The organism is Curtobacterium sp. PsM8 (genome assembly GCF_030433875.1).
In the GTDB taxonomy this organism is placed as follows: Bacteria; Actinomycetota; Actinomycetes; order Actinomycetales; family Microbacteriaceae; genus Curtobacterium.
In genome coordinates this window covers 12362-33208 of the sequence record NZ_JARUXD010000041.1, presented here as the reverse complement: position 1 = coordinate 33208, position 20847 = coordinate 12362, and the positions used below count along the sequence as shown (strand labels likewise).

19 protein-coding genes are annotated in these 20847 nt (G+C 71.2%); 3 read left to right on the top strand and 16 right to left on the bottom strand.

Going from position 1 to position 20847, the window contains the following annotated elements:
- Positions 1–131: 131 nt before the first annotated feature.
- Both QCD68_RS10930 and ftsY read right to left on the bottom strand, forming a co-directional pair.
- Positions 132–299 (bottom strand): hypothetical protein, encoded by a 168-nt coding sequence (locus tag QCD68_RS10930; protein WP_181439311.1) that lies wholly within the window; start codon positions 297–299, stop codon positions 132–134.
- Positions 300–358: 59 nt separating this feature from the next.
- On the bottom strand, positions 359–1228 hold the full coding sequence (ftsY, locus tag QCD68_RS10925; protein ID WP_111075595.1) for a signal recognition particle-docking protein FtsY: 870 nt from the start codon (positions 1226–1228) through the stop codon (positions 359–361).
- Between the two features lie 275 nt (positions 1229–1503).
- Between ftsY and QCD68_RS10920 the strand changes: the two genes are divergently transcribed.
- Positions 1504–2532 carry a TerC family protein gene (locus QCD68_RS10920; protein ID WP_111075596.1) on the top strand — a complete coding sequence of 343 codons (1029 nt, stop codon included), beginning with the start codon at positions 1504–1506 and terminating at the stop codon, positions 2530–2532.
- Positions 2533–2625: 93 nt separating this feature from the next.
- Here QCD68_RS10920 and QCD68_RS10915 read toward each other — a convergent pair whose 3' ends face one another.
- From QCD68_RS10915 to QCD68_RS10885, 7 genes are all read right to left on the bottom strand, one after another.
- A complete protein-coding gene (locus tag QCD68_RS10915; protein ID WP_301223023.1) occupies positions 2626–6363 on the bottom strand; it encodes an AAA family ATPase in 3738 nt (1245 codons plus the stop codon).
- Positions 6364–6396: 33 nt separating this feature from the next.
- Positions 6397–7377: a bifunctional DNA-formamidopyrimidine glycosylase/DNA-(apurinic or apyrimidinic site) lyase gene (mutM, locus tag QCD68_RS10910; RefSeq protein WP_301223022.1), complete on the bottom strand. Its 981-nt coding sequence runs from the start codon at positions 7375–7377 to the stop codon at positions 6397–6399.
- Positions 7378–7381: 4 nt separating this feature from the next.
- Positions 7382–8113 (bottom strand): ribonuclease III, encoded by a 732-nt coding sequence (gene rnc / locus QCD68_RS10905; RefSeq protein WP_253463434.1) that lies wholly within the window; start codon positions 8111–8113, stop codon positions 7382–7384.
- Positions 8114–8126: 13 nt separating this feature from the next.
- Complete coding sequence (gene rpmF, locus QCD68_RS10900) at positions 8127–8330, bottom strand: 50S ribosomal protein L32 (protein ID WP_110902027.1); 204 nt, start codon at positions 8328–8330, stop codon at positions 8127–8129.
- Between the two features lie 47 nt (positions 8331–8377).
- Complete coding sequence (locus QCD68_RS10895; RefSeq protein ID WP_253463436.1) at positions 8378–8983, bottom strand: YceD family protein; 606 nt, start codon at positions 8981–8983, stop codon at positions 8378–8380.
- Positions 8984–9051: 68 nt separating this feature from the next.
- Entirely contained in the window at positions 9052–9540 is a 489-nt protein-coding gene (coaD, locus tag QCD68_RS10890; protein WP_253463438.1) for a pantetheine-phosphate adenylyltransferase, read from the bottom strand.
- A 71-nt stretch (positions 9541–9611) separates the two neighbouring features.
- Positions 9612–11813 carry an ATP-dependent DNA helicase RecG gene (locus QCD68_RS10885; protein WP_301223026.1) on the bottom strand — a complete coding sequence of 734 codons (2202 nt, stop codon included), beginning with the start codon at positions 11811–11813 and terminating at the stop codon, positions 9612–9614.
- A gap of 192 nt (positions 11814–12005) precedes the next feature.
- Between QCD68_RS10885 and QCD68_RS10880 the strand changes: the two genes are divergently transcribed.
- A complete protein-coding gene (locus QCD68_RS10880; protein ID WP_111075601.1) occupies positions 12006–12572 on the top strand; it encodes an RsmD family RNA methyltransferase in 567 nt (188 codons plus the stop codon).
- A 64-nt stretch (positions 12573–12636) separates the two neighbouring features.
- Here the strand turns inward: QCD68_RS10880 and thiL are convergent, their stop codons facing one another.
- Positions 12637–13665, bottom strand: a complete 1029-nt coding sequence (thiL, locus tag QCD68_RS10875) for a thiamine-phosphate kinase (protein ID WP_441005181.1) — start codon at positions 13663–13665, stop codon at positions 12637–12639.
- Between the two features lie 24 nt (positions 13666–13689).
- Between thiL and QCD68_RS10870 the strand changes: the two genes are divergently transcribed.
- On the top strand, positions 13690–14214 hold the full coding sequence (locus QCD68_RS10870; protein WP_301223021.1) for a DUF3515 domain-containing protein: 525 nt from the start codon (positions 13690–13692) through the stop codon (positions 14212–14214).
- Between the two features lie 62 nt (positions 14215–14276).
- Here QCD68_RS10870 and QCD68_RS10865 read toward each other — a convergent pair whose 3' ends face one another.
- The 6 genes from QCD68_RS10865 to leuC form a co-directional block, all read right to left on the bottom strand.
- Positions 14277–15419, bottom strand: coding sequence for a D-alanine--D-alanine ligase family protein (locus tag QCD68_RS10865; RefSeq protein ID WP_301223020.1), 1143 nt, complete (start codon positions 15417–15419; stop codon positions 14277–14279).
- Between the two features lie 31 nt (positions 15420–15450).
- A complete protein-coding gene (locus tag QCD68_RS10860) occupies positions 15451–16464 on the bottom strand; it encodes an NAD(P)H-dependent glycerol-3-phosphate dehydrogenase (protein ID WP_301223024.1) in 1014 nt (337 codons plus the stop codon).
- Positions 16465–16570: 106 nt separating this feature from the next.
- On the bottom strand, positions 16571–17383 hold the full coding sequence (locus QCD68_RS10855) for a lysophospholipid acyltransferase family protein (RefSeq protein WP_111075604.1): 813 nt from the start codon (positions 17381–17383) through the stop codon (positions 16571–16573).
- Entirely contained in the window at positions 17380–18747 is a 1368-nt protein-coding gene (gene murA / locus QCD68_RS10850; protein WP_111075605.1) for a UDP-N-acetylglucosamine 1-carboxyvinyltransferase, read from the bottom strand. Before murA ends, QCD68_RS10855 begins: the two co-directional genes overlap by 4 nt.
- Positions 18747–19343: a 3-isopropylmalate dehydratase small subunit gene (leuD, locus tag QCD68_RS10845; RefSeq protein ID WP_221852123.1), complete on the bottom strand. Its 597-nt coding sequence runs from the start codon at positions 19341–19343 to the stop codon at positions 18747–18749. The genes murA and leuD overlap by 1 nt, the downstream gene beginning before the upstream one ends.
- The gene (leuC, locus tag QCD68_RS10840) at positions 19343–20794 is read right to left on the bottom strand and encodes a 3-isopropylmalate dehydratase large subunit (RefSeq protein ID WP_301223019.1); all 1452 of its coding nucleotides are present in this window, start codon (positions 20792–20794) and stop codon (positions 19343–19345) included. Before leuC ends, leuD begins: the two co-directional genes overlap by 1 nt.
- Positions 20795–20847: the final 53 nt, after the last annotated feature.

Genomic DNA, 20847 nt, shown 5'->3' with positions numbered 1-20847 from the left:
CCTTGAAGATTTTTTATGATGTTTATGAGTGTATATTATCTTATTGTTGTCGTTTGTTTGGCTCGGATTTTTGTATAAGAGACAGCCCCACCTGCTGGTGGGGAGCCTCCCGTCGGTCGTCGTGCTGCGTGTCAGACGCGCGTCCCGCCACCGCGGACGCGGCGGAGGATCCAGCCGATCACGGCGAGGACGATGAGCACCAGGCCGATGAAGAGCAGGAACTTCAGCGCGGCGCTGACGATCCCGGTCACGAGCAGGACGATGCCGATGATGATGGCGATGAGGAGCAGTGCGGGCATGTGTGGACCCCTTCCGATGTACCTGGACGATCCGTGTACTGCCCAGACGGTACCCGGGCTCAGCCGACGAGGTTCTGCACGAAGACGTGCGGGGTGAAGCCGGTCAGGTCGTTGATGCCCTCGCCCTGCCCGATGAGCTTGATCGGGATGCCGGTCTTCTCCTGCACGCTGAGCACGAACCCGGCCTTGGCCGACCCGTCGAGCTTCGTGATGACGAGGCCCGTGACACCCGCGCCTTCGATGAACGCCTGCGCCTGCGCCAGGCCGTTCTGCCCGGTCGTCGCGTCGAGGACCAGCAGGACCTCGGCGATCTCGGTCTGCTTCTCGACGACGCGCTTGATCTTGCCGAGCTCGTCCATCAGTCCGGCCTTGGTGTGCAGTCGGCCGGCGGTGTCGATGACGACGATCTCGATCCCCGTCCGGATCGCCTGCTCGACGGTCTGGTACGCGACCGAGGCCGGGTCCTGTCCGGGCTGCGACGGGCGGACGACGTCGACGCCGGCACGCTGGGCCCAGGTCGCGACCTGCTCGACGGCGGCAGCACGGAAGGTGTCGGCCGCGCCGACCAGGACCGTGCGGTCGTAGGTGCGGAGGAACTTGGCGAACTTGCCGATGGTGGTGGTCTTGCCGACGCCGTTCACGCCGACGACGAGCACGACGGCCGGCCGGGCGCTGAGCTTCAACGTCGTGTCGAGCTTCGACAGACGTTCTTCGAGGACCTCGCGGAGCATCCGGTTGAGGTCGGCCGGGTCGGTCGTGCCGTAGCGGTCGACCCGGGCGCGGAGGTCCTCGATGATCTCCTCCGAGATGTCGGGTCCGAAATCGGCGCCGATGAGTGCGGTCTCGAGGTCCTCCCACGTCGTCTCGTCGATGGTCTTCCGCTGGAAGAGACCCCGGAGCCGGGAGGACAGTGACCAACTACTCGCCATGTTCCCAGCTTAGAGGGGCCCGGGTGAGCGCGACCTTCGGTAGTGTCGGAGACGCGAAGGGGAGTATTCCCTCTCGGCGACCCCGTCAGTACGGCCCGGAACGACCCGGACCCGGGGCGTCGGTCGCGGCCCAGTTCGGAACCGACCTCGTCGGACACCGATCAGGACCGCGGCGGAAGAGACCTTCAGGCTCTGGCGTACCCGTTTTCTGGACCACTTCCGTGGTCGGAGCTCGTCGACTGACGATGTGGTGCGCCCCTGACCTGGAGGTTCCAGTGGACGTTCCCCTGTACGTGTGGCTCATCACGATCGCAGGCATCCTCGCCTTGCTCGTGTTCGACTTCTTCTCGCACGTGCGCACCCCGCACGTGCCGCACATCCGCGAATCGGCCTTCTGGTCGGTCGTCTACATCGCCCTCGCGATCCTGTTCGGTGTCGGCGTCTGGGTGTTCGGCGGCGGACAGGCCGGCGGTGAGTACTTCGCCGGGTGGTTGACCGAGAAGGCCTTGTCCGTCGACAACCTCTTCGTCTTCCTCATCATCATGACGACCTTCGCGGTGCCGAAGGAGTTCCAGCAGAAGGTCCTGCTGGTCGGCGTCGCGATCGCCCTCGTCGCCCGTGGTGTCTTCATCGCCCTCGGTGTCACGATCATCGAGAACTTCTCGTGGGTCTTCTACCTGTTCGGCATCCTGCTGTTCTGGCTCGCCTGGTCGCAGGCCAAGGGCGGCGACGAGCACGGTGCCGAGGACGGCGACTCGAAGCTCATCCGTCTGCTCCGCCGCGTCATCCCGACCTCGGACCACTTCGACGGTGACCGCATGACCACCCGGGTCAACGGCAAGCGCCTCTTCACCCCGATGCTCCTCGTCATGGTCTCGATCGGTCTGACCGACGTCCTCTTCGCACTCGACTCGATCCCCGCGATCTTCGGTCTCACCCAGGACGCGTTCATCGTGTTCACCGCGAACGCGTTCTCGCTGCTGGGTCTCCGTCAGCTGTACTTCCTGATCGCCGGGCTGCTCGAACGGCTCATCTACCTGGGTCAGGGTCTGGCCGTCATCCTCGCCTTCATCGGCGTGAAGCTCGTCTTCCACGCGCTGCACGTCAACGAGGTGCCGTTCATCAACGGCGGGCAGCACGTCGAGTGGGCCCCGGAGATCCCGATCTGGTTCTCGCTCGGGTTCATCCTGCTGACGATCACCGTCGCGACGGTGGCCAGCCTCGTGGTGTCGAAGCGTCGCCAGCAGCGCGGCCTCACCCCGGCGGGCGAGAAGCCGTCGGAGGTCCAGGCGGACGCGAAGTAGGCGTCCCCACACGACGGACGGGAGGCCCGGTACCAGCTGGTACCGGGCCTCCCGTCCGTCATGGGTGCGGCCGCGACAGCCGCTCCGCGGCGGCTACGCGACCGCCGGCTCGGCCGGGGGCTCCGGCCGCTGCACCCGCTGGCCGACGACGGCCGAGACGCCGTCCTGCCGCATCGACACCCCGTACAGCGCGTCCGCGATCTCCATCGTCCGCTTCTGGTGGGTGATGACGATGAGCTGCGACGCCTCGCGCAGGCGGCCGAACACGGTGAGCAGGCGGCCGAGGTTGGCGTCGTCGAGGGCCGCTTCGACCTCGTCCATGATGTAGAACGGGCTCGGCCGCGCGGTGAAGATCGCCACCAGGAGCGCCACCGCCGCCAGGGACCGCTCGCCGCCGGACAGCAGCGTCAACCGGTCGATCTTCTTGCCGGCGGGCTTCACCTGCACGTCGATGCCCGTGGTCAGCATGTCGTCGGGGTTCGTCAGCGAGATCGAACCCGAACCGCCCGGGAACAGGATCGGGAACACGACGTCGAACGCCGCCTGCGTGTCCTCGAACGCCGACGCGAAGATCGTCTGCATCTTGCCGTCGAGTTCCTCGATGATCGTCAGCAGGTCGGTGCGGGTCTGTTGCAGGTCCTCGAGTTGTTCGGACAGGAACGCGTGCCGCTGCTCGAGCGCCTGGAACTCCTCGAGCGCCAGCGGGTTCACCTTGCCGAGGCGGCCGAGGTCCCGCTCGGCGGCGGCCAGTCGGCGCTCCTGCTCCTCGCGGACGTAGGGGGTGGTCGGGACGGTTGCGGGATCGATGTCGGGCGCCTCGAACTCGGGGAGCGCGGGGCCGCCGGGCAGGGTCGACTCGGCGTCGACGAGCTCGGTGCCCGTGTCGGCATCGGCGTCGACGTCCGTCTCCGGGGTCGTGTCCGCTGTCGTGTCCGCGGTCGTGTCGTCGCCGGTGACCGCTGCCGCCGCCCGTGCCGCTTCCCGGTGCCGTCGTGCCAGCACCCTCGGGTCGACCAGCACGTCGACCGGCACCGGGACGTCCGGCCCGTACTCCGCGACCAGGACGGACTCCCCCAGCCCGAGCTCGCTCTGCGCCCGGTCCAGGACCCCGGTGACGTGCAGCCGCTTCTCGTAGATCTCCATCTCGAGCGAGTGCACACCGTCGGTGAGGGTCTGCAACCGGTCGCGCAGCTCGCGCTCCTCGTTCCGGATCGTCTGCAGCTCGGTGTTGCGGCGGGACCGCTCGGACTCCTCCGACGCGAGCTGTACCCGCGCCTCGGCCAGGGACCGGTCGACCGCGGCCAGCACCACCGGCAGGTCCGCGAGCACCCCTTCGGCCGAGGCGATCTGGGCCCGGCGGATGACCGCGAGCCGGGCCGCTTCCTCGGCCGCGGCACGCTCGGCCTCGAGCTGCCGTTCCAGCTGGTCGGCTCGCCGGCGCTCGGCACGCGCGCGTTCCCGGGCGGTCTCGACCTGCAGCCGGTGCTCGATCTCGGCGGCCCGGGCGGCGTCGACCGCGTCCTGCGCCGCCGGTCGGGCCGAGGCGTCGACCACGGGTTTCGGTCGGTCGGTGAACTGCCGGAGCGCGGTCTCCGCCTCGGCCAGCGCCGCGTCGGTCGCCGCCGTCGTGCCGTCGGTCTCGGCCAGGGCGGCGCGCAGACGGTCCACCTCGGCCGCCGTGTTCTCGGCGCGGGCTCGGGCGGACGCACTGGCCCGGTCGTACTCGGCGCTCGCGCGGGCGTGCTCACGCGCGGCACGGTCGGCCTCGTCCACCGCGCGTCGTGCCGTCTCGACCGCGGTCCGCGCGGCCTGGAGGCCCGTGGCCGCCTCCTCCGCCTCGGTCACCACGGTCTGTCGTCGCGTCTCGGCGGCATCCCGGTCGGCGACGAGCTCGATGCGGGACGTGGTCCGTGCTCCGCCGCCGGTCACCCGGGCAGCGCGGACCAGGTCGCCGGACCGCGTGACCACCGTGGCGTCCGGGGCGGCGGCGAGCACGGCCTCCAGGTCGACGTCGTCGTCCGCGACCAGCGTGTCGGCCAGCAGGGCGGTGAGGGCGGGCGGGCCCTGCACCAGGTCGAGCGCCCGACGGACCGACGGCGGCAGCACGGCCGGCAGCCGGGACCCGGAGCCGGTGACGTCGGCGACGACCACGTCGATGCGGCCGAGGTCGGCGGACCGGGCGTGCTCGACGGCGCCGAGCGCGACCGCACGGTCGTCGGCGAGGACGGCATCGGCCAGGCCGTCGAGCGCCGTGGCGACCGCCGCCTCGAACCCGGGCGTCACCGTGAGGCGGTCGGCCAGGCGGCCGACGATGCCCTCGCGGCCGGCGTCGATGACGGCCTGGGAGCCGTCGCGCACGTCGATCGACAGCGCGAGGGCGGCGATCCGGGCGTCGAGCGCGTCCCGCTCACGCTCGAGCGTGTGCAACCGGTCGCGGTGGGCGTCCCGGTCGGTCTGCGCGTGGTCGAGCTGCTCGCGCGCGGTGGCGAGGGCCGTGGTGAGGTCGTCCTCGTCGGCGTCGAGGGACGGGTCACGGCCGACGTCCCCGAGCGCGGCGGCCGCCTGCTCGGCACGGGCGACGGCCTCGGTCAGCGACCGCTCCCGACGTTCCCGGTCGTTCGTGGCCGCGGAGCGCTTCGAACGCGCCACCTCGACCGCACTCGCCAGGCGCTGCCCGTCGAGGTCGTGCTGCGCGACCAGGGCGGCCTGCGCGGCGATCTGCTCGTCGAGGGCGTCGAGTGCGGCACGCGCGGCCCGGACCTGGTCGCCGACGGTCGTCGTGCCGGCCTGCATCTCGCGAGCGCGGTCGTCCAGCCGGTCGGCCTCGGCACGGACACCGGCGACCCGCTCCGGGGTGATCGTCGGACCCTGCTGCGGCGCCTCGGCCTGCTGGGCCAGGAACATCAGCCGCTGGTTCGCGAGCATCGACAGGCTGCGGAGGCGCTCCTGCACGCTCTCGAGCCGGTGCACCACGGTCCGGGCACGGTCCACGTCGTCGCCGACCATGCTCGCCTCGACCTGCTGCTGGCGCTGCCGGATCTGGTCGAGCCGCTCCTGCAGGACGCCACGCTCGGACTTCCGGCCGGTCTCGACGGCCAGGTGGTCGCGGAGTTCGCGGCGGAGGCGCACCACGTCGTCCGCCAGGAGCCGCGCCTTCGCGTCTCGAGCGACCGCGGCGACGGACTGCGCCTTCCGGGCCACCTCGGCCTGCCGACCGAGCGGCTTCAGCTGCCGCCGGATCTCCCCCGCCAGGTCGGACAGCCGGGTGAGGTTCGTCTGCATCGCCTCGAGCTTGCGGAGCGTCTTCTCCTTGCGGCGACGGTGCTTGAGGATGCCGGCGGCCTCCTCGATGAAGCCGCGTCGGTCCTCCGGGGTGGCGTGCAGCACCTTGTCGAGCTGGCCCTGGCCGACGATGACGTGCATCTCACGACCGAGGCCGGTGTCGCTCAGCAGCTCCTGCACGTCGAGCAGCCGGCAGTTCTCGCCGTTGATGGCGTACTCGCTGCCGCCGTTGCGGAACAGCGTGCGGGCGATCGTCACCTCGGCGTACTCGATCGGCAGCAGCCCGTCCGCGTTGTCGATCGTCAGCGTGACCTGTGCCCGACCGAGCGGCCCGCGGGTGGCGGTGCCGGCGAAGATGACGTCCTCCATCTTGCCGCCGCGCAGGGTCTTGGCGCCCTGCTCCCCCATCACCCAGGCGAGGGCGTCGACCACGTTCGACTTGCCGGAGCCGTTCGGTCCGACGATGCACGTGACGCCCGGTTCGAACGCGAACGTCGTCGGCTGCGCGAAGGACTTGAACCCCTTGATGGTCAGGCTCTTCAGGTACATGCGGTCTCCGGGGTCCTCGGCGTCCGCGTCAGGCTAACGCAGGCGGACGCGCGGCCTCGGTTGGCACACGGGGCAACGGTGGCTGGAGCGGTTCATCCACGGCTCGCGCACGATCGGCGTGCCGCACCGCGGGCACGGCTCACCCTGCTGCCCGTAGACCGCCAGGCGCTGCGAGAAGTAGCCGGACTGCCCGTTCACGTTGACGTACTGGTCGTCGAAGCTCGTGCCGCCGTCCTCCAGCGCGCGCCGCAGCACCGCTCGGACCTCGTCGAGCAGCCCGCGGAGGGTCGCACGCGGCAGCCGGTCGGCCGGGCGGTCGTGGTGGAGCCGCGCTGCCCAGAGTGACTCGTCGGCGTAGATGTTCCCGATGCCGCTGATGACGCCCTGGTCGAGCAGGACCCGCTTGATGCCGCTCGACCGCTTGCGTGCCGCGGCCAGGAAGCGCTCGTCATCGAACGCGGGGTCCAGCGGGTCGCGGGCGATGTGCGACACCTGGAACGGGATCCGGCGACGCCAGGCTGCGTCGGGGTCGATCGTGTCCACCGCGCCGGCAAGGCCGGCGGGAGCGCCGTCGATCGTCGGCAACATGCGGTCGATCGCCATCGACCCGAAGGTCCGCTGGTCGACGAACTCGAGCTGGACCGGGGCCTCCGGAGCGCCGTCGCGGTCCGTGCCGGGCGGCTGGACGTCGAGGACGATGCGGCGGTGGCGGGCGGCGGGGCGGTCGCGTCCGAGCAGGATCTGCCCGCTCATGCCGAGGTGGGCGACGAGTGCCTCGGGCTGCGTGTCGTCGCCCTGCACTGCTTCGTCGCTCAGCGGGAACCACATGAACTTGCCACGGCGGACGGCGGCGGCGATCGTCCGACCGGTCAGGCGGTGCGCGAAGTCCTCGGCCGGGCCGTCGTGCCGGGTGAGGGCACGCTCGTCGAGCACCTGCACGTGCAGGACCCGCGCACCGGTGACCGCGGGTTCGAGGCCCGCGCGGACGACCTCGACCTCGGGGAGTTCGGGCACCTGGTCAGGCCCCGGCGGTGCGCCCGGACAGGCGTGTCCAGGCGTCGAGCGCGGCCGACATCTCGGCGGTCTTCTTGCTCGTCCCGGTGCCGGTGGCGATGTCCTCGCCCTGCAGCACGACGGTGGCGTGGAAGGTCTTGTCGTGGTCCGGGCCGGCCTCGGTGATCCGGTACGCGGGGTTGCCGAGCGTCAGCGCGGACGCGAGCTCCTGCAGGCTGGTCTTCGGGTCCATCGCGGCGCCGAAGCGTGCGGGATCGACGAGCAGCGGGGCGACGAGACGCAGCACCAGGTCGGTGGCGGAGTCGGCACCCGCGGACAGGTAGGTCGCACCGATCACGGCTTCGACGGTGTCGGCGAGGATCGAGGACTTGTCCCGCCCCCCGGTCTGCTCCTCGCCCTTGCCGAGCCGGAGGTACGCACCGAGGCCGATGTGCCGACCGATCTCCGCCAGGGCGACGGTCGACACCAGGCTGGCGCGTCGCTTGGCGAGTTCACCCTCGTCGAGCTCCGGGTAGTCCCGGAAGAGCTTGACGGTCACGGCCTGACCGAGGATGGAGTCGCCGAGGAACTCCAGCCGCTCGTTGTGCCGGATCCCGCCGTGCTCGTACGCGTACGAACGGTGGGTCAGCGCGAGCTGGAGGAGCTCGAGGTCGACAGGGACCCCGAGGAGGTCACGAAGACGAACGACGTCCGGCCCCACGGGGCTGGACCCCGCGGCGCCGGACGTCGCAGTCACGAGTGCAGTCCGATCAGACGTCGGCGACCTTGCGGCCCTTGTACTCCATGTACAGGGGGGTGCCGGCCGAGTCCTCGACGACCTTCGCACGGTGCGGGAGGCTGTAGACGACCTTGCCGTTCTCGATCGTCTTCACGAGCTGGACCGGTGCGGCCTTCCACTGCGATCGACGGGCGTGCGTGTTCGCACGGGACTGCTTGCGCTTCGGGACGGCCATGGTGGTTCTCTTTCGTTTGGTCGGTGGTCAGTCGTGGATGGTGGCGGTCACTCGGCCTGGTCGGCCGGCGCCCGCTCCTCGTCCGCGGTGGTCTGGTCAGCGGCGTGGTGCTCGCTGGGGTCCTGGTGGTCGTTGCTGTCGAACTGGATCCCGCCGAGCGCTGCCCAACGGGGATCCGTGGCCGACGGAGCCGGTCGCTCACCGACGTCCGCCAGGCGCTCACCCGTCACCGGGTCGAGTCCTGGACAGTCCGGTCGGCAGAGCGGGGTGAACGGCAGCGACAGCACCACTGCGTCTCGGACGACCGGTTCACAATCCACGTGTTCATCGTGAACCTGGTAGTCGAATTCCTCCGAGGCATCATACGCGAACAGTTCCGCGAATTCGACCTCGACGGGCTCGCTGATGTCGATGAGGCAGCGCGAGCACTCCCCCGTCGCCTCGGCCCGGGCGTGTCCGGAGACCAGGATGCCCTCGTGCAGGCCCTCGAGTTTGACGTCGAGGTGCATCTGGTCGCCCTCGCGCACGGCGATCAGACCGGCACCGAGCGTGCTCGGCACCGCGATGTCGAGCGAGACCTCGCGCATCTCGCCCGGCCGTTGCGCGAGTTCACGCACGCGCAGGGCGTAGGGGCTGTTCACGGAGGAATACACGATCAACCAGCCTAGCGCGCCCGAGCCGAGGAGTCGAGCACCCGACGCGTGTCGGGGTGGTGCCGGTCTCAGTGCCGGGCGGCGAGTGCGCGCGCCACGACCTGCGGCACGTACGGCGTGACGTCGCCGCCCAGGCCCGAGACCTGTCGGATGAGCGAGCTCGACACGTGCGCCCGGGCAGCGTCCGGCAGCAGGAACACCGTCTCGACGCCGGCCAGGTGGCGGTTCATGATCGCCATCGGGGTCTCGTACGCCACGTCCTCGCCGGAACGGACGCCCTTGACCAGGATCTTCGAGCCGACCTGCCGGCAGTAGTCGACCAGGAGCCCGGCGGTCCACTCCCCGACCACGACGGTGCCGGGCACGCCGACCTCGGTCAGGGACTCCTGGATCAGGCGGACCCGGTCGCCGGCGTCGAACAGCGCGGCCTTCTTGTCGGGGTTGTGGACGACGAGCACGTGGACCTCGTCGAACAGCTCCGCGGCGCGGGCGATGACGTCGAGGTGCCCCAGCGTCACGGGGTCGAAGGAACCAGGCACGACGGCGATCTTCGTCATGCACGCGACCATACCGGCCCCGTCCTGACCCGCTGCGGCGCCGTCCGACTCCGTGCTCGATCGCCGCGTGCTCAGTTCTTGCCGAGGAACGCCGCGTCGGACTCGTCCAGTCGCCGTGCCAGGGCGTCCAGCAGCGCCGGGCTGCCGCTGAGGTCCGGGTCGCGCTCGAGGACCCGCTCGGCCTCTTCGCGGGCGTCGATGATGACGTCGGCGTGCTGCACCACCCGCAGCAGGGTGAGCGAGGACCGTCCGCCGGACTGGCGTTCACCGAGGACGTCGCCCTCGCGGCGGAGCTCCAGGTCCACCCGCGCCAGTTCGAACCCGTCGTCGGACGCCGCGACGGCGTCGACCCGCTCGCGCGACACCGTCTCGACCTCGGCGCGGGTGACGAGCAGGCAGACGCCCGCGTACTGCCCGCGGCCGATGCGTCCGCGCAGCTGGTGCAGCTGCGAGACACCGAACCGGTCGGCGTCGAGCACCGCCATCATCGAGGCGTTCGGCACGTCGACCCCGACCTCGATCACCGTCGTGGCGACGAGCACGTCGACGGCGCCGTCGGCGAAGGACGTCATCACCCGGTCCTTCTCATCTGCCGTCATGCGACCGTGCAGGACCTCGATCCGCCGACCGTCGAGCGCCGGCATCGTGCGCATCCGCTCGGCGATCGCCAAGACGGTCGCGGGCTTCCGCGTCGGCGTGCCCTCGGGGTCGCTGCCGTCGGCGGCGGGCTCGGGGGCGCCGTCGTCCTCGCCGTGGGCGTCGTCGATGGCGGGGCAGACGACGAACGCCTGCCGACCGTCCTCCAGTTCCTCGGCCATCCGGGTCCAGATCCGGGACTCCCACCCGGGGTGCTCGGCGAGCCCGACCGTGAAGGTCTCCACCCCGGCGCGACCGGAGGGCATGCCCTGGATGGTCGACACGTCGAGGTCGCCGAACACGGTCATCGCGACCGTCCGCGGGATCGGCGTCGCGGTCAACACCAGCACGTGCGGCGGGGTCGTGCCCTTCGTCCGCAGGGCTTCACGCTGCTCGACGCCGAACCGGTGCTGCTCGTCGACCACCACCAGACCGAGTTCGGCGAAGTCCACGCGGTCACCGAGGAGCGCGTGCGTACCGACGACGAGCCGGGAACCGCCGGAGGCCGCGGCGAGCAGTGCGCGTCGGCGTTCGTCGGTGGACTGCGACCCGGTCAGGATCACCGGTCGGAGCTCCGCGGCGAGGTCCGGGCCGAGGAACTTCACGATCGACCGGAGGTGCTGCGCCGCCAGGACCTCGGTCGGGGCGATCAGGGCCGACTGCCCGCCGGACTCCGCCACGGTGAGCATCGCCCGGATCGCCACGAGGGTCTTGCCGGAACCGACCTCGCCCTGCACCAGGCGGTGCATCGGCCAGCTGCCGGCCATGTCCTGGGCGATCTCGGCACCGACCGATCGCTGGTCGTCGGTGAGCGTGAACGGCAGGGTCGCGTCGAACCGCTCGAGGATCCCGCCCGGCGCGGCGACCCGTGACACCGAGGCCGTCGCGCGGGCCGCGATGCGACGCTGCACCAGGGCGGTCTGCAGCACGAACGCCTCGCGGTAGCGCAGGGCCTCCTGCGCGCGCTTGAAGTCGGCGACCTTCTCGGGCCGGTGCAGCATCTCCAGCGCCTTCCGGAACGGCACCAGGTCGAGACGGGTCCGCACCGAGGCCGGGATCGGGTCGGCGACGTCCGGCAGGGTGTCCAGGACGATGCCCATCGCCTTCGCGATCTGCCAGGACGACAGCGAGGCCGTCGCCGGGTAGATCGGGATCGGCTGCCGCGACCACCGGATGGCCTCGTCCGACTCGGGGTCCGCCAGGGCACGCGGGTCGTCGCGGTCGAACAGCTCGTAGTCCGGGTGCGCCAGCTGCCGGGCACCGCGGTAGTCGCCGACCTTGCCGGCGAAGACCCCTCGGGCACCCGGGACGAGGTCCTTCGTGCGCCAGCCCTGGTTGAAGAACGTCAGGGTCAGCAGGCCCTTGCCGTCCCCGATCTTCGCTTCGAGGATCGACCCGCGCCGTGCGCGCATCGTACGCTCGCGGACCTCGATCACCTCGGCGACGATCGTCACCGCTTCGCCGATCGCCAGGGAGTCGAGCGCGGTCAGCGCACCGCGTTCGGCGTAGCGCCGGGGGGCGTGCTCGAGGAACTCGCCGACGGTCCGGTGGCCGAAGGCCTTCTCGATCGCCTTCGCGGTCCGGCCGCCGAGGACGTTCGCCAGCTTCACGTCGAGCGGTGCCGGTCCCCACTGCACGTCGGGCGTGGCGGGTGTGAGGCCGTCGGGCGCGGAGCTGTCGGGCGCGGAGCTGTCGGGCGTCGTCGGAGCGGAGTCGGCGCGGGAGGTGACCACAGGGCCACGGTACCCGGCACGACCGACCTGCCACGGGCCTCCCGGACGCCTGTGGAGAACGCCGGAGGGGCACCGGCTGCCCGCTACGGTGGCTGTATGACCCGCATCATCGCCGGTGCCGCCGGCTCCACGACGCTCCGGGTGCCGAAGTCCGGCACCCGGCCGACGAGCGACCGCGTGCGCGAAGCGCTCTTCTCGTCGCTCGAGTCGCGCGGGCTGATCGACGACACCTCGGTCGCTGACCTGTACGCGGGGACCGGTGCCCTGGGCCTCGAAGCGGCCTCGCGGGGAGCGGTCGAGGTGTCGCTCGTCGATCGGGCGGCACCCGCTGCGGCGGCCTGTCGTGAGAACGCGAAGGCGGTGCAGAAGCGTGTGCCGGGCGTCCGGGTCGCGGTGCACGCGCAGCCGGCCCTCGGCTACCTCCGCACCACGGCGAAGACGTTCGACCTGGTGTTCATCGACCCGCCGTACGAGGTCCCGGAGTCCGAGCTGACCGACGTCCTCGACGCCCTGGTGTCCCGGCTGACGCCCGAAGCGGTCGTCGTCGTCGAACGGGGCACCCGCTCGCCGGAACCGACGTGGCCGGCCGGGCTGACGCCGTTCAGCAAGCGGTCCTGGGGCGACACCGTCGCGTGGGAAGCCCTGGCGGACGCCGCGGGCTGACCCGGTCAGACCGCGGGCTGAGCCGGCTCCACAGCGCGCTGCTGCTGCCGGACGTGCTGCACGATCAGCCTGCCGCACCGTCCCAGTCGGCGTAGGGGTCCCACCCCGTCGTCGGGACCGCTCCCCCGCCCCGCACCAGGTCGACGCCGTGGTCCGCCTCGCGTGCGCGGACGACCCCGATCCGTCGGAACCCACCGGGCAGGCTCGCGCCGGGCGGGAACGTCGCCAGCAGCCCGTGGTCCTCGCCGCCATGCAGCGCGACCGGGTCCAGTGCCGGTTCGACCTCGAGCTCCAGCGTCACCCCGCTCGCGCGCGCCAGCCGGCCGGCGTCGATCGCCAGACCGTCGGACAGGTCGAGCATCGCGGTCGCTCCGGCTGCGGCGGCGAGCGGCCCGTCGGCGATCGGCGGGACCGGGCGGCGCTGCCGGCTCACGTCGGGGTCGGTGTCCGCCCCGCTCGCGCGGACCCGGGCGGCGTCCGGCTCACCGGCGTCGTCGACCCCGTCGCGGAACAGGCGGGCGAGCCCCCGTGCGGCCGGCCCGAGCTCGCCCGAGACCGCCAGGACGTCACCCGGCTGCGCGCCCGAGCGGACGACGGGAGCACGGCCACCGAGGTCGCCGAACGCCGTCACGGTCAGCGAGAACGTCGCCGAGGTCGACAGGTCACCGCCGACGACCCCGATGCCGGGTGCCAGGGCCTCGATCGCGAGCCGGAAGCCGTCGGCGATGCCCTCGAGCACGGTCACCGGCGTCTCCTGCGGGGCGGCGATCGCGACGACGAGACCGGAGGGCACCGCGCCCATCGCGGCGACGTCGGAGAGGTTCGTGGCGGCGGCCTTCCAGCCGACGTCCTCCGGCGAGGACCAGGCCCAGCGGAAGTCCGGGCCGTGCACCATCATGTCCGTCGTCACGACGAAGCGTCCGTCGGGAGCGGCGACGACCGCGCAGTCGTCACCGGGGCCGAGCAGCGGCGAGCCGGACGGGAGGCGCCGGGTCACGCGGGCGAGCACGGCCAGTTCGCCGAGCGCCCCGACCGTCGCCTCTGCTGCTGTCCGGGGCCGGGTGCCGGGGTCCTGCTCGTCGGTCGCGTCCACACCAGAACGGTAGCCTGGACGCCGATGGACACCGCACCCCGCCGCCCCCGGACCGTCACCCGCCACCCCCGCGCTGTCGCCCGCCGGCGCAGTGCCGTCGTGGGTCTCGTCCTGGCGGCGGCCGTCGTCGTGGGACTGACCGGCTGCACGAACGCCGTCGCGATGCAGGCCGCTCCCTCCGCGAACGCAGCTGCCTGCGCCGGTGCGCAGGTCCGACTCCCCGCGACGGTGAACAGCACGCTGCCGCTCCGCAACACCTCGGCGCAGGCGACCGCCGCGTGGGGGTCGCCCGCCGCCGTGCTCTACCACTGCGGTGTCGCCGTGCCGACGGTCTCCGACCTGCCGTGCTTCGCGCAGGGCTCGGTCGACTGGATCCGCGACGACCGCGGACAGAACGTCGTCTACACGACGTTCGGCCGCTCGCCCGCGGTGCAGGTCGTCATCGACACGAAGCGCGCGACGCCCGACGCCCTGCAGGACCTCGGCGACGCGGTGTCGACGCTGCCGAAGGACGGGCACCGCTGCCTCGATCCGCAGGACGTCGGCTGAGACGCTGCTCCGGAGGACGTCGGCTGGAGCGCTGGGCGCTCGGCGCCCGGCGCCCGCGGAGATCAGCGGACCGCGACGCGCCCCAGCTCGATGAGTTCGGCGACCAGGTCCGGGTACGACATGCCCGACGCCGCCCAGCAGCGCGGGTACATCGAGAACGGCGTGAAGCCGGGCATCGTGTTGACCTCGTTGACCACGAAGCCGTCGTCGGTCAGGAAGCAGTCGACCCGTGCCAGTCCGGCGCCACCGATCGCCTCGAACGCCCGAGCACCGATCGACCGGATCTCGTCGGTCTCGGACTCGGTGAGCGGGGCCGGGCAGAGCAGCTGTTCGTCACCACCCAGGTACTTGGCGCTGAAGTCGTAGAAGCCGTCCTCGGCGACGACGATCTCGCCGGGCAGACTCGTGCGCGGGGTGCCGTCACGGCCCTCCAGGACGGCGACCTCGACCTCGCGCCCGATCACGCGGGGCTCGACGAGGACCTTGCTGTCGTGCTCGAAGGCCAGGTCCATCGCGGCACCGAGCTGTGCGGGGTCGTCGACGCGCGAGACGCCCATGCTCGAGCCGGCGCGGGCGGGCTTCACGAAGAGCGGGAAGCCGTGTGCGGCGACGGACTCGGCGACGTCCACCGGATCGGACTGCCACTGCCGACGGAGCACCGTCGTCCAGGGCGCGACGCGCAGGCCGGCGTGTTCGAGGACGGCCTTCGCGACGTGCTTGTCCATCGCCAGGGCACTGGCGAGCACGCCGTCGCCGACGTAGGGCAGGCCGGCGGTCTCCAGCAGGCCCTGGATCGTGCCGTCCTCGCCGAACGGACCGTGCAGGATCGGGAACACCACGTCGACCGAGCCCAGGGACTCCACCGAGCCGTCGGGCAGTTCGACGAACAGTTCGCGGGAGTCACCGGAGACCGGGAAGCGCACGCGGGTGCCGTTGTCCGGCACGGTGGGCAGCTCCTGGCCGCGGAGCGCCCAGTCCGACGGGTCGTCCGCCTGCAGGGTGAACGCGCCGTCCTTCGTGATGCCGATGGGGAGCAGATCGTACCGGTCGCGGTCGACGACGTCCATGATCCCGCCGGCGGTCACGCAGCTGATCTCGTGCTCGCTCGACCGTCCGCCGAAGAGCACCGCGACGGTGGTCCGCTCGTCGGTCTCCGGGGCGAGCTCGGCGTCGGTCGGTTCGGGTGCGGGCGCGGTGCTGCTCATGGACGCTCCAAGCGGTGGGTACCGGGACCGGTCACTCGCCCTGGGGCTCGTCGGTCTCCGTGAGGTGCGGCGCGATGTTGCGCGGATCGAGCCTACCGGCGAGGACCTCGCCGACCTGCCCGACGATGGGCATGTCGACGCCGTTCGCCCGCGCCAGTTCGAGGATCGGCGCGACCGAGGCCAGGCCCTCCGCGGTCTGGTTCATCTGTCGGACGACCTCGTCGAAGCGGTACCCCTGGCCGAGCAGTCGACCGGCGGTGTTGTTCCGCGACAGCGGCGACTGGCACGTGGCGATGAGGTCACCGAGGCCGGCGAGGCCGGACAGTGTCGACGGCTGCGCGCCGAGCGACACCGCGAACTCCGTCATCTCGGCCAGACCACGGGTGATGATCGACGCCTTGGTGTTCTCGCCGTACCCGACGCCGTCGACGATGCCGATCGCCACCGCGATGAGGTTCTTGAGCACCCCGCCGAACTCGGTGCCGATGACGTCGGTGTTGATGAACGAGCGGAAGTAGGGGTTGGTCGCGACCGCGGCGACGGCGGTCGCGGTGTCGACGCTCGACGACGACACGACGGCGGCGGTGGGCTGCCGGCGGGCGATCTCGAGCGCCAGGTTCGGTCCGCTGGCCACGGCGATGCGGTCCTGGTCGATGCCGAGCCCCGCGAGCAGGACCTCGCTCATCCGCAGTCCGGTGGCCTTCTCGACGCCCTTCATGAGGCTGACGACCGGCACGTCCGCGGGCAGCAGCTCGCGGATCGCGGCGAGGTTCGAGCGGAGGGTCTGCGACGGCACCGAGACGTACACCTGCTCGGCGCCGGCGAGCACCGCGGCGAGGGACGTCGACGCGGTCAGCGTGCGCGGCAGGTTGATGCCGGGCAGGTAGTCCGAGTTGCGCTTGGTCTCGGTGATCTCGCGGGCGACCTCGGGACGGCGAGCCCAGACAACGGTCTCGGCACCGCCCTCGGCCAGGACCTTCGCGAAGGTGGTCCCCCAGCTGCCGGCCCCGATGACGGCGACACGTGGCTTGTCGGTGGACTGCATCACGACACGGATCGCCGCGGTGTCGACCGCACCGCGTGCGGCGACGGATGGGTCCGGGTGGTCGTCGTGCGGTCGGAGACCGGGTGCGGTCCCCCGGTCGGCTGCGTCACTCAAACTTGCCGGTCTCCTTCTGGCGGGCGGCGCTGGGGTCCCAGCGCTTCTCCGGGGCGCGTTCCCCACGGAGCTGTTCGACGAGCTTCGTGATCTCGGCCATCAGCGCGTCGGTGACCTCTTGCAGCAGGGCCTGGTCGATCGGCTTGCCCCGGTACGCCGACAGGTCCATCGGCTCGCCGAACAGGATGTCGACGTGGGCCTTGCGGAACAGGTTGAGGCGCTTCGAGTACCGCGGCAGGATCCGCTGCGTGCCCCAGTGGGCCATCGGGATGAGCGGCACGTCGTTCTCGAGGGCGATCCGGGCCGCGCCGGTCTTGCCGCGCATCGGCCACAGGTCGGGGTCGCGGGTGAGCGTGCCCTCCGGGTAGACGATGACGGCGCCGCCGTTCCGGACGAGGCCGCCGCCGCCCTGCAGAGGGTTGCTGGACCGCGTGCGGCCCGACCGCTCGACCGGGATCTGCCCCATGCCGGTCATCAGCTTGCCGACGACGGGCACGTCGAAGATCGACGCCTTCGCCAGGAACAGCGGTGGTCGGCGGCTCACCCAGACGGCGGTGCCGACCACCAGCGGGTCGATGTTCGTGTAGTGGTTCGGCGCGAGCACGAACGCCCCGTCCGCCGGCAGGCGGTTCGGGCCGTGCCAGCGGTACGCCGCGACCCGACGGAACAACGGGATCACGAAGACCGAGGTGATCCGGAACGCGACGTTCAGGTCACCACGCTTCCAGCGCCTCCCGGGGTTCGGGAGGCCCGTGGTGACCTGGTCCACCGCACCGGCTCGGGCGTCGGCCGGCTCGGTGCTCATCCCGCGAAGTCGAAGTCCGCGCCGAGCTTGCGGAGCTTCGGGATGAAGTGCTCGTAGCCGCGGCTGATGATGCCGACGTTCGTGATGTGCGACTCGCCCTCGGCGGTCAGCGCCGCGATGAGGTGGCTGAAGCCACCGCGGAGGTCGGGGACACGGACGTTCGCACCGTGCAGCTTCGTCGGGCCGGTGACGACCGCGGCCTGCTCGAAGGGACGACGGGCGACACGGCGGTCGTGACCCGGCAGGCCCTCCTTGTGCACGACGATGTCGGCACCCATCTCGTTCAGCGCGTCGGTGAAGCCGAAGCGGTTCTCGTAGACGGTCTCGTGCACGACGCTCTGGCCCTCGGCCTGCGTCAGGGCCACGACGAGCGGCTGCTGCCAGTCGGTCATGAAGCCGGGGTGCACGTCGGTCTCGATGACGACCGGCTTGAGGACGTCGAGCTCGCGGTAGAACCGGATGCCGTCCTCCTGGATGTCGAACCCGCCGCCGACCTTGCGGAAGACGTTGAGGAACGTCATGAGCTCCTGCTGCTTGGCGCCCTCGACGAAGATGTCGCCGTTGGTGGCCAGCGCGGCGGAGGCCCAGCTCGCGGCCTCGTTGCGGTCGTTGATCGCGCGGTGGGTGTACCCGCGGAGCGACTTGACGCCCTCGATGAAGATCGTGCGGCTGGGCTCGACCGTGACGATCGCGCCCATCTTCTGCAGGATCGCGATGAGGTCCATGATCTCGGGCTCGATCGCCGCGTTGCGGAGCTCGGTGGTGCCCTCGGCGAGCACGGACGAGAGCAGGACCTGCTCGGTCGCCCCGACGCTCGGGTAGGGCAGCTCGATGTTCGCGCCCTTGAGGCCGTTCGGCGCCGTGATGTGGATGCCGGAGATCTGCTTGTCGACGACGGCACCCATTGCGCGCAGGGCGTCGAGGTGGAAGTCGATCGGACGGTCGCCGATGCGGCAGCCGCCGAGGTCGGGGATGAACGCCTCGCCCAGCTTGTGCAGCAGCGGGCCGCAGAACAGGATCGGGATCCGGCTCGACCCGGCGTGCGCGTCGATCTCGGCGAAGTGCGCGGACTCGACGCGGGACGGGTCGAGGATGAGCTCGCCACGGGCCGGGTCGGTCACGCGGACGCCGTGCACCTCGAGCAGGCCGCGGACGACCTTGACGTCGGAGATGTCCGGGACGTCCTTGAGGATCGACGGGGTGTCTCCGAGGAGCGCGGCGACCATGGCCTTGGTCGCCAGGTTCTTCGCACCGCGGACCTCGATGCGTCCCACGAGGGGCTTGCCCCCGCGGATGACGATCTCGTCCGACTTCAACCCGACGCGCGCCCCTGCGGCTGCTGCGTCCTGTACGAGAGAGTTCACTACTTCACCGGCAATGTCTTCGGCCGCCAACTGGAGCGGCAGTGTTCGAACTCCGTGATCGAGGTCTCGTCACGGAGGGTGAGCCCGATGTCGTCGAGCCCTTCCATCAACCGCCAACGAGTGTAAGCGTCGATCTCGAAAGCCACGTCCACGTCGCCGATCGACACGCGCTGTGTCGCGAGGTCCACCGTCGCCTCGATGCCCGGCTGCGCGTCGATCGCGGCCCACATCCGCTCGATCTCGGGCTCGGACACCATCGCGGTGACCAGTCCCTGCTTGCCGGCGTTGCCCTTGAAGATGTCCGCGAAACGGGGGGACACGACCACGCGGAAGCCGAAGTCGCGGAGCGCCCACACCGCGTGCTCGCGGGACGAGCCGGTGCCGAAGTCCGGTCCGGCGATCAGCACGCGGGCGCCCTGGAACGCGGGCTGGTTGAGCACGAACTCGGGGTCCTGACGCCATCCGGAGAACAGCGCGTCCTCGAACCCGGTCTTCGTGACCCGCTTCAGGTAGACGGCGGGGATGATCTGGTCCGTGTCGACGTTCGACCGCTTCAGCGGTGCGGCGATCCCGGTGACGGTGCCGATCTTCTCCATCAGTGGTTCCCTCCAGCGGTCACCGGGACGGCCCGGCGTGCGTCGTCGTCTTCCAGGTCCCACGGGCTCGAGAGCGTTCCGCGGACAGCGGTCGCGGCCGCGACGAGCGGCGAGACCAGGTGCGTGCGGCCGCCCTTGCCCTGCCGGCCCTCGAAGTTGCGGTTCGAGGTGGAGGCGCAGCGCTCCCCCGGCGCGAGCTGGTCGGGGTTCATGCCGAGGCACATCGAGCAGCCGGCGAAGCGCCACTCGGCACCGAAGTCGGTGAAGACCCGGTCGAGCCCCTCGGCCTCTGCCTCGAGCCGGACTCGTGCAGATCCCGGCACGACCATCACGCGCACACCCGGCGCCTTCTCGCGGCCCTTGATGACGGAGGCGAAGGCGCGGAGGTCCTCGATGCGGGAGTTCGTGCAGGACCCCATGAAGACCGCGTCGACCGCGATGTCCTTCATCGGCGTCCCCGCCTGGATGTCCATGTACTCGAGCGCGCGGGAGGCCGCGGCGCGGTCGTTCGGGTCGGCGTAGCCGGCCGGGTCCGGCACGGAGTCGGAGAGCGAGACGCCCTGGCCGGGGTTCGTGCCCCAGGTGACGAACGGTTCGAGCGTGTCGGCGTCGATGAAGACCTCGGCGTCGAACACCGCGTCGTCGTCGGTGGCGAGCGTGTCCCAGTACGCGACGGCGTCGTCCCAGTCGGAGCCGGTCGGGGCGTGGTCGCGGCCCTGCACGTAGTCGTACGTCGTCTGGTCGGGGGCCACCATGCCGGCGCGGGCGCCCGCTTCGATCGACATGTTGCAGATGGTCATCCGGCCCTCCATCGAGAGCGCCCGGATCGCCGACCCGCGGTACTCCAGGACGTAGCCCTGCCCACCCCCTGTGCCGATCTGCGCGATCACGGCCAGGATGATGTCCTTCGCCGTCACGCCCGGCCGCAGCGTGCCCTCGACCGTGACCGCCATCGTCTTGAAGGGCTTCAGGGGCAGGGTCTGCGTCGCCAGGACGTGCTCGACCTCGCTGGTGCCGATGCCGAACGCCATCGCGCCGAAGGCCCCGTGGGTCGAGGTGTGCGAGTCGCCGCACACCACGGTGATGCCGGGCATGGTCAGACCGAGCTGCGGACCGACGACGTGCACGATCCCCTGCTCCTTGTCGCCCAGGGAGTGCAGCCGGACGCCGAACTCCGCGCAGTTGCGGCGCAGGGTCTCGATCTGGGTGCGGCTCGTCGGGTCCGCGATCGGCCGGTCGATGGCGAGCGTCGGCGTGTTGTGGTCCTCGGTCGCGATCGTGAGGTCGAGGCGACGCACCGGGCGACCGGCCTGACGGAGGCCGTCGAAGGCCTGCGGGCTGGTCACCTCGTGCACGAGGTGGAGGTCGATGTACAGGAGGTCGGGGTTGCCGTCCTCCCCCTTGACGACGACGTGGTCGTCCCACACCTTCTCGGCGAGCGTCCTGCCCATGCCCGTGCCTCCTCGCTTCGCGTTGCGACACCGCTGACACGGCGTCGTCCGAG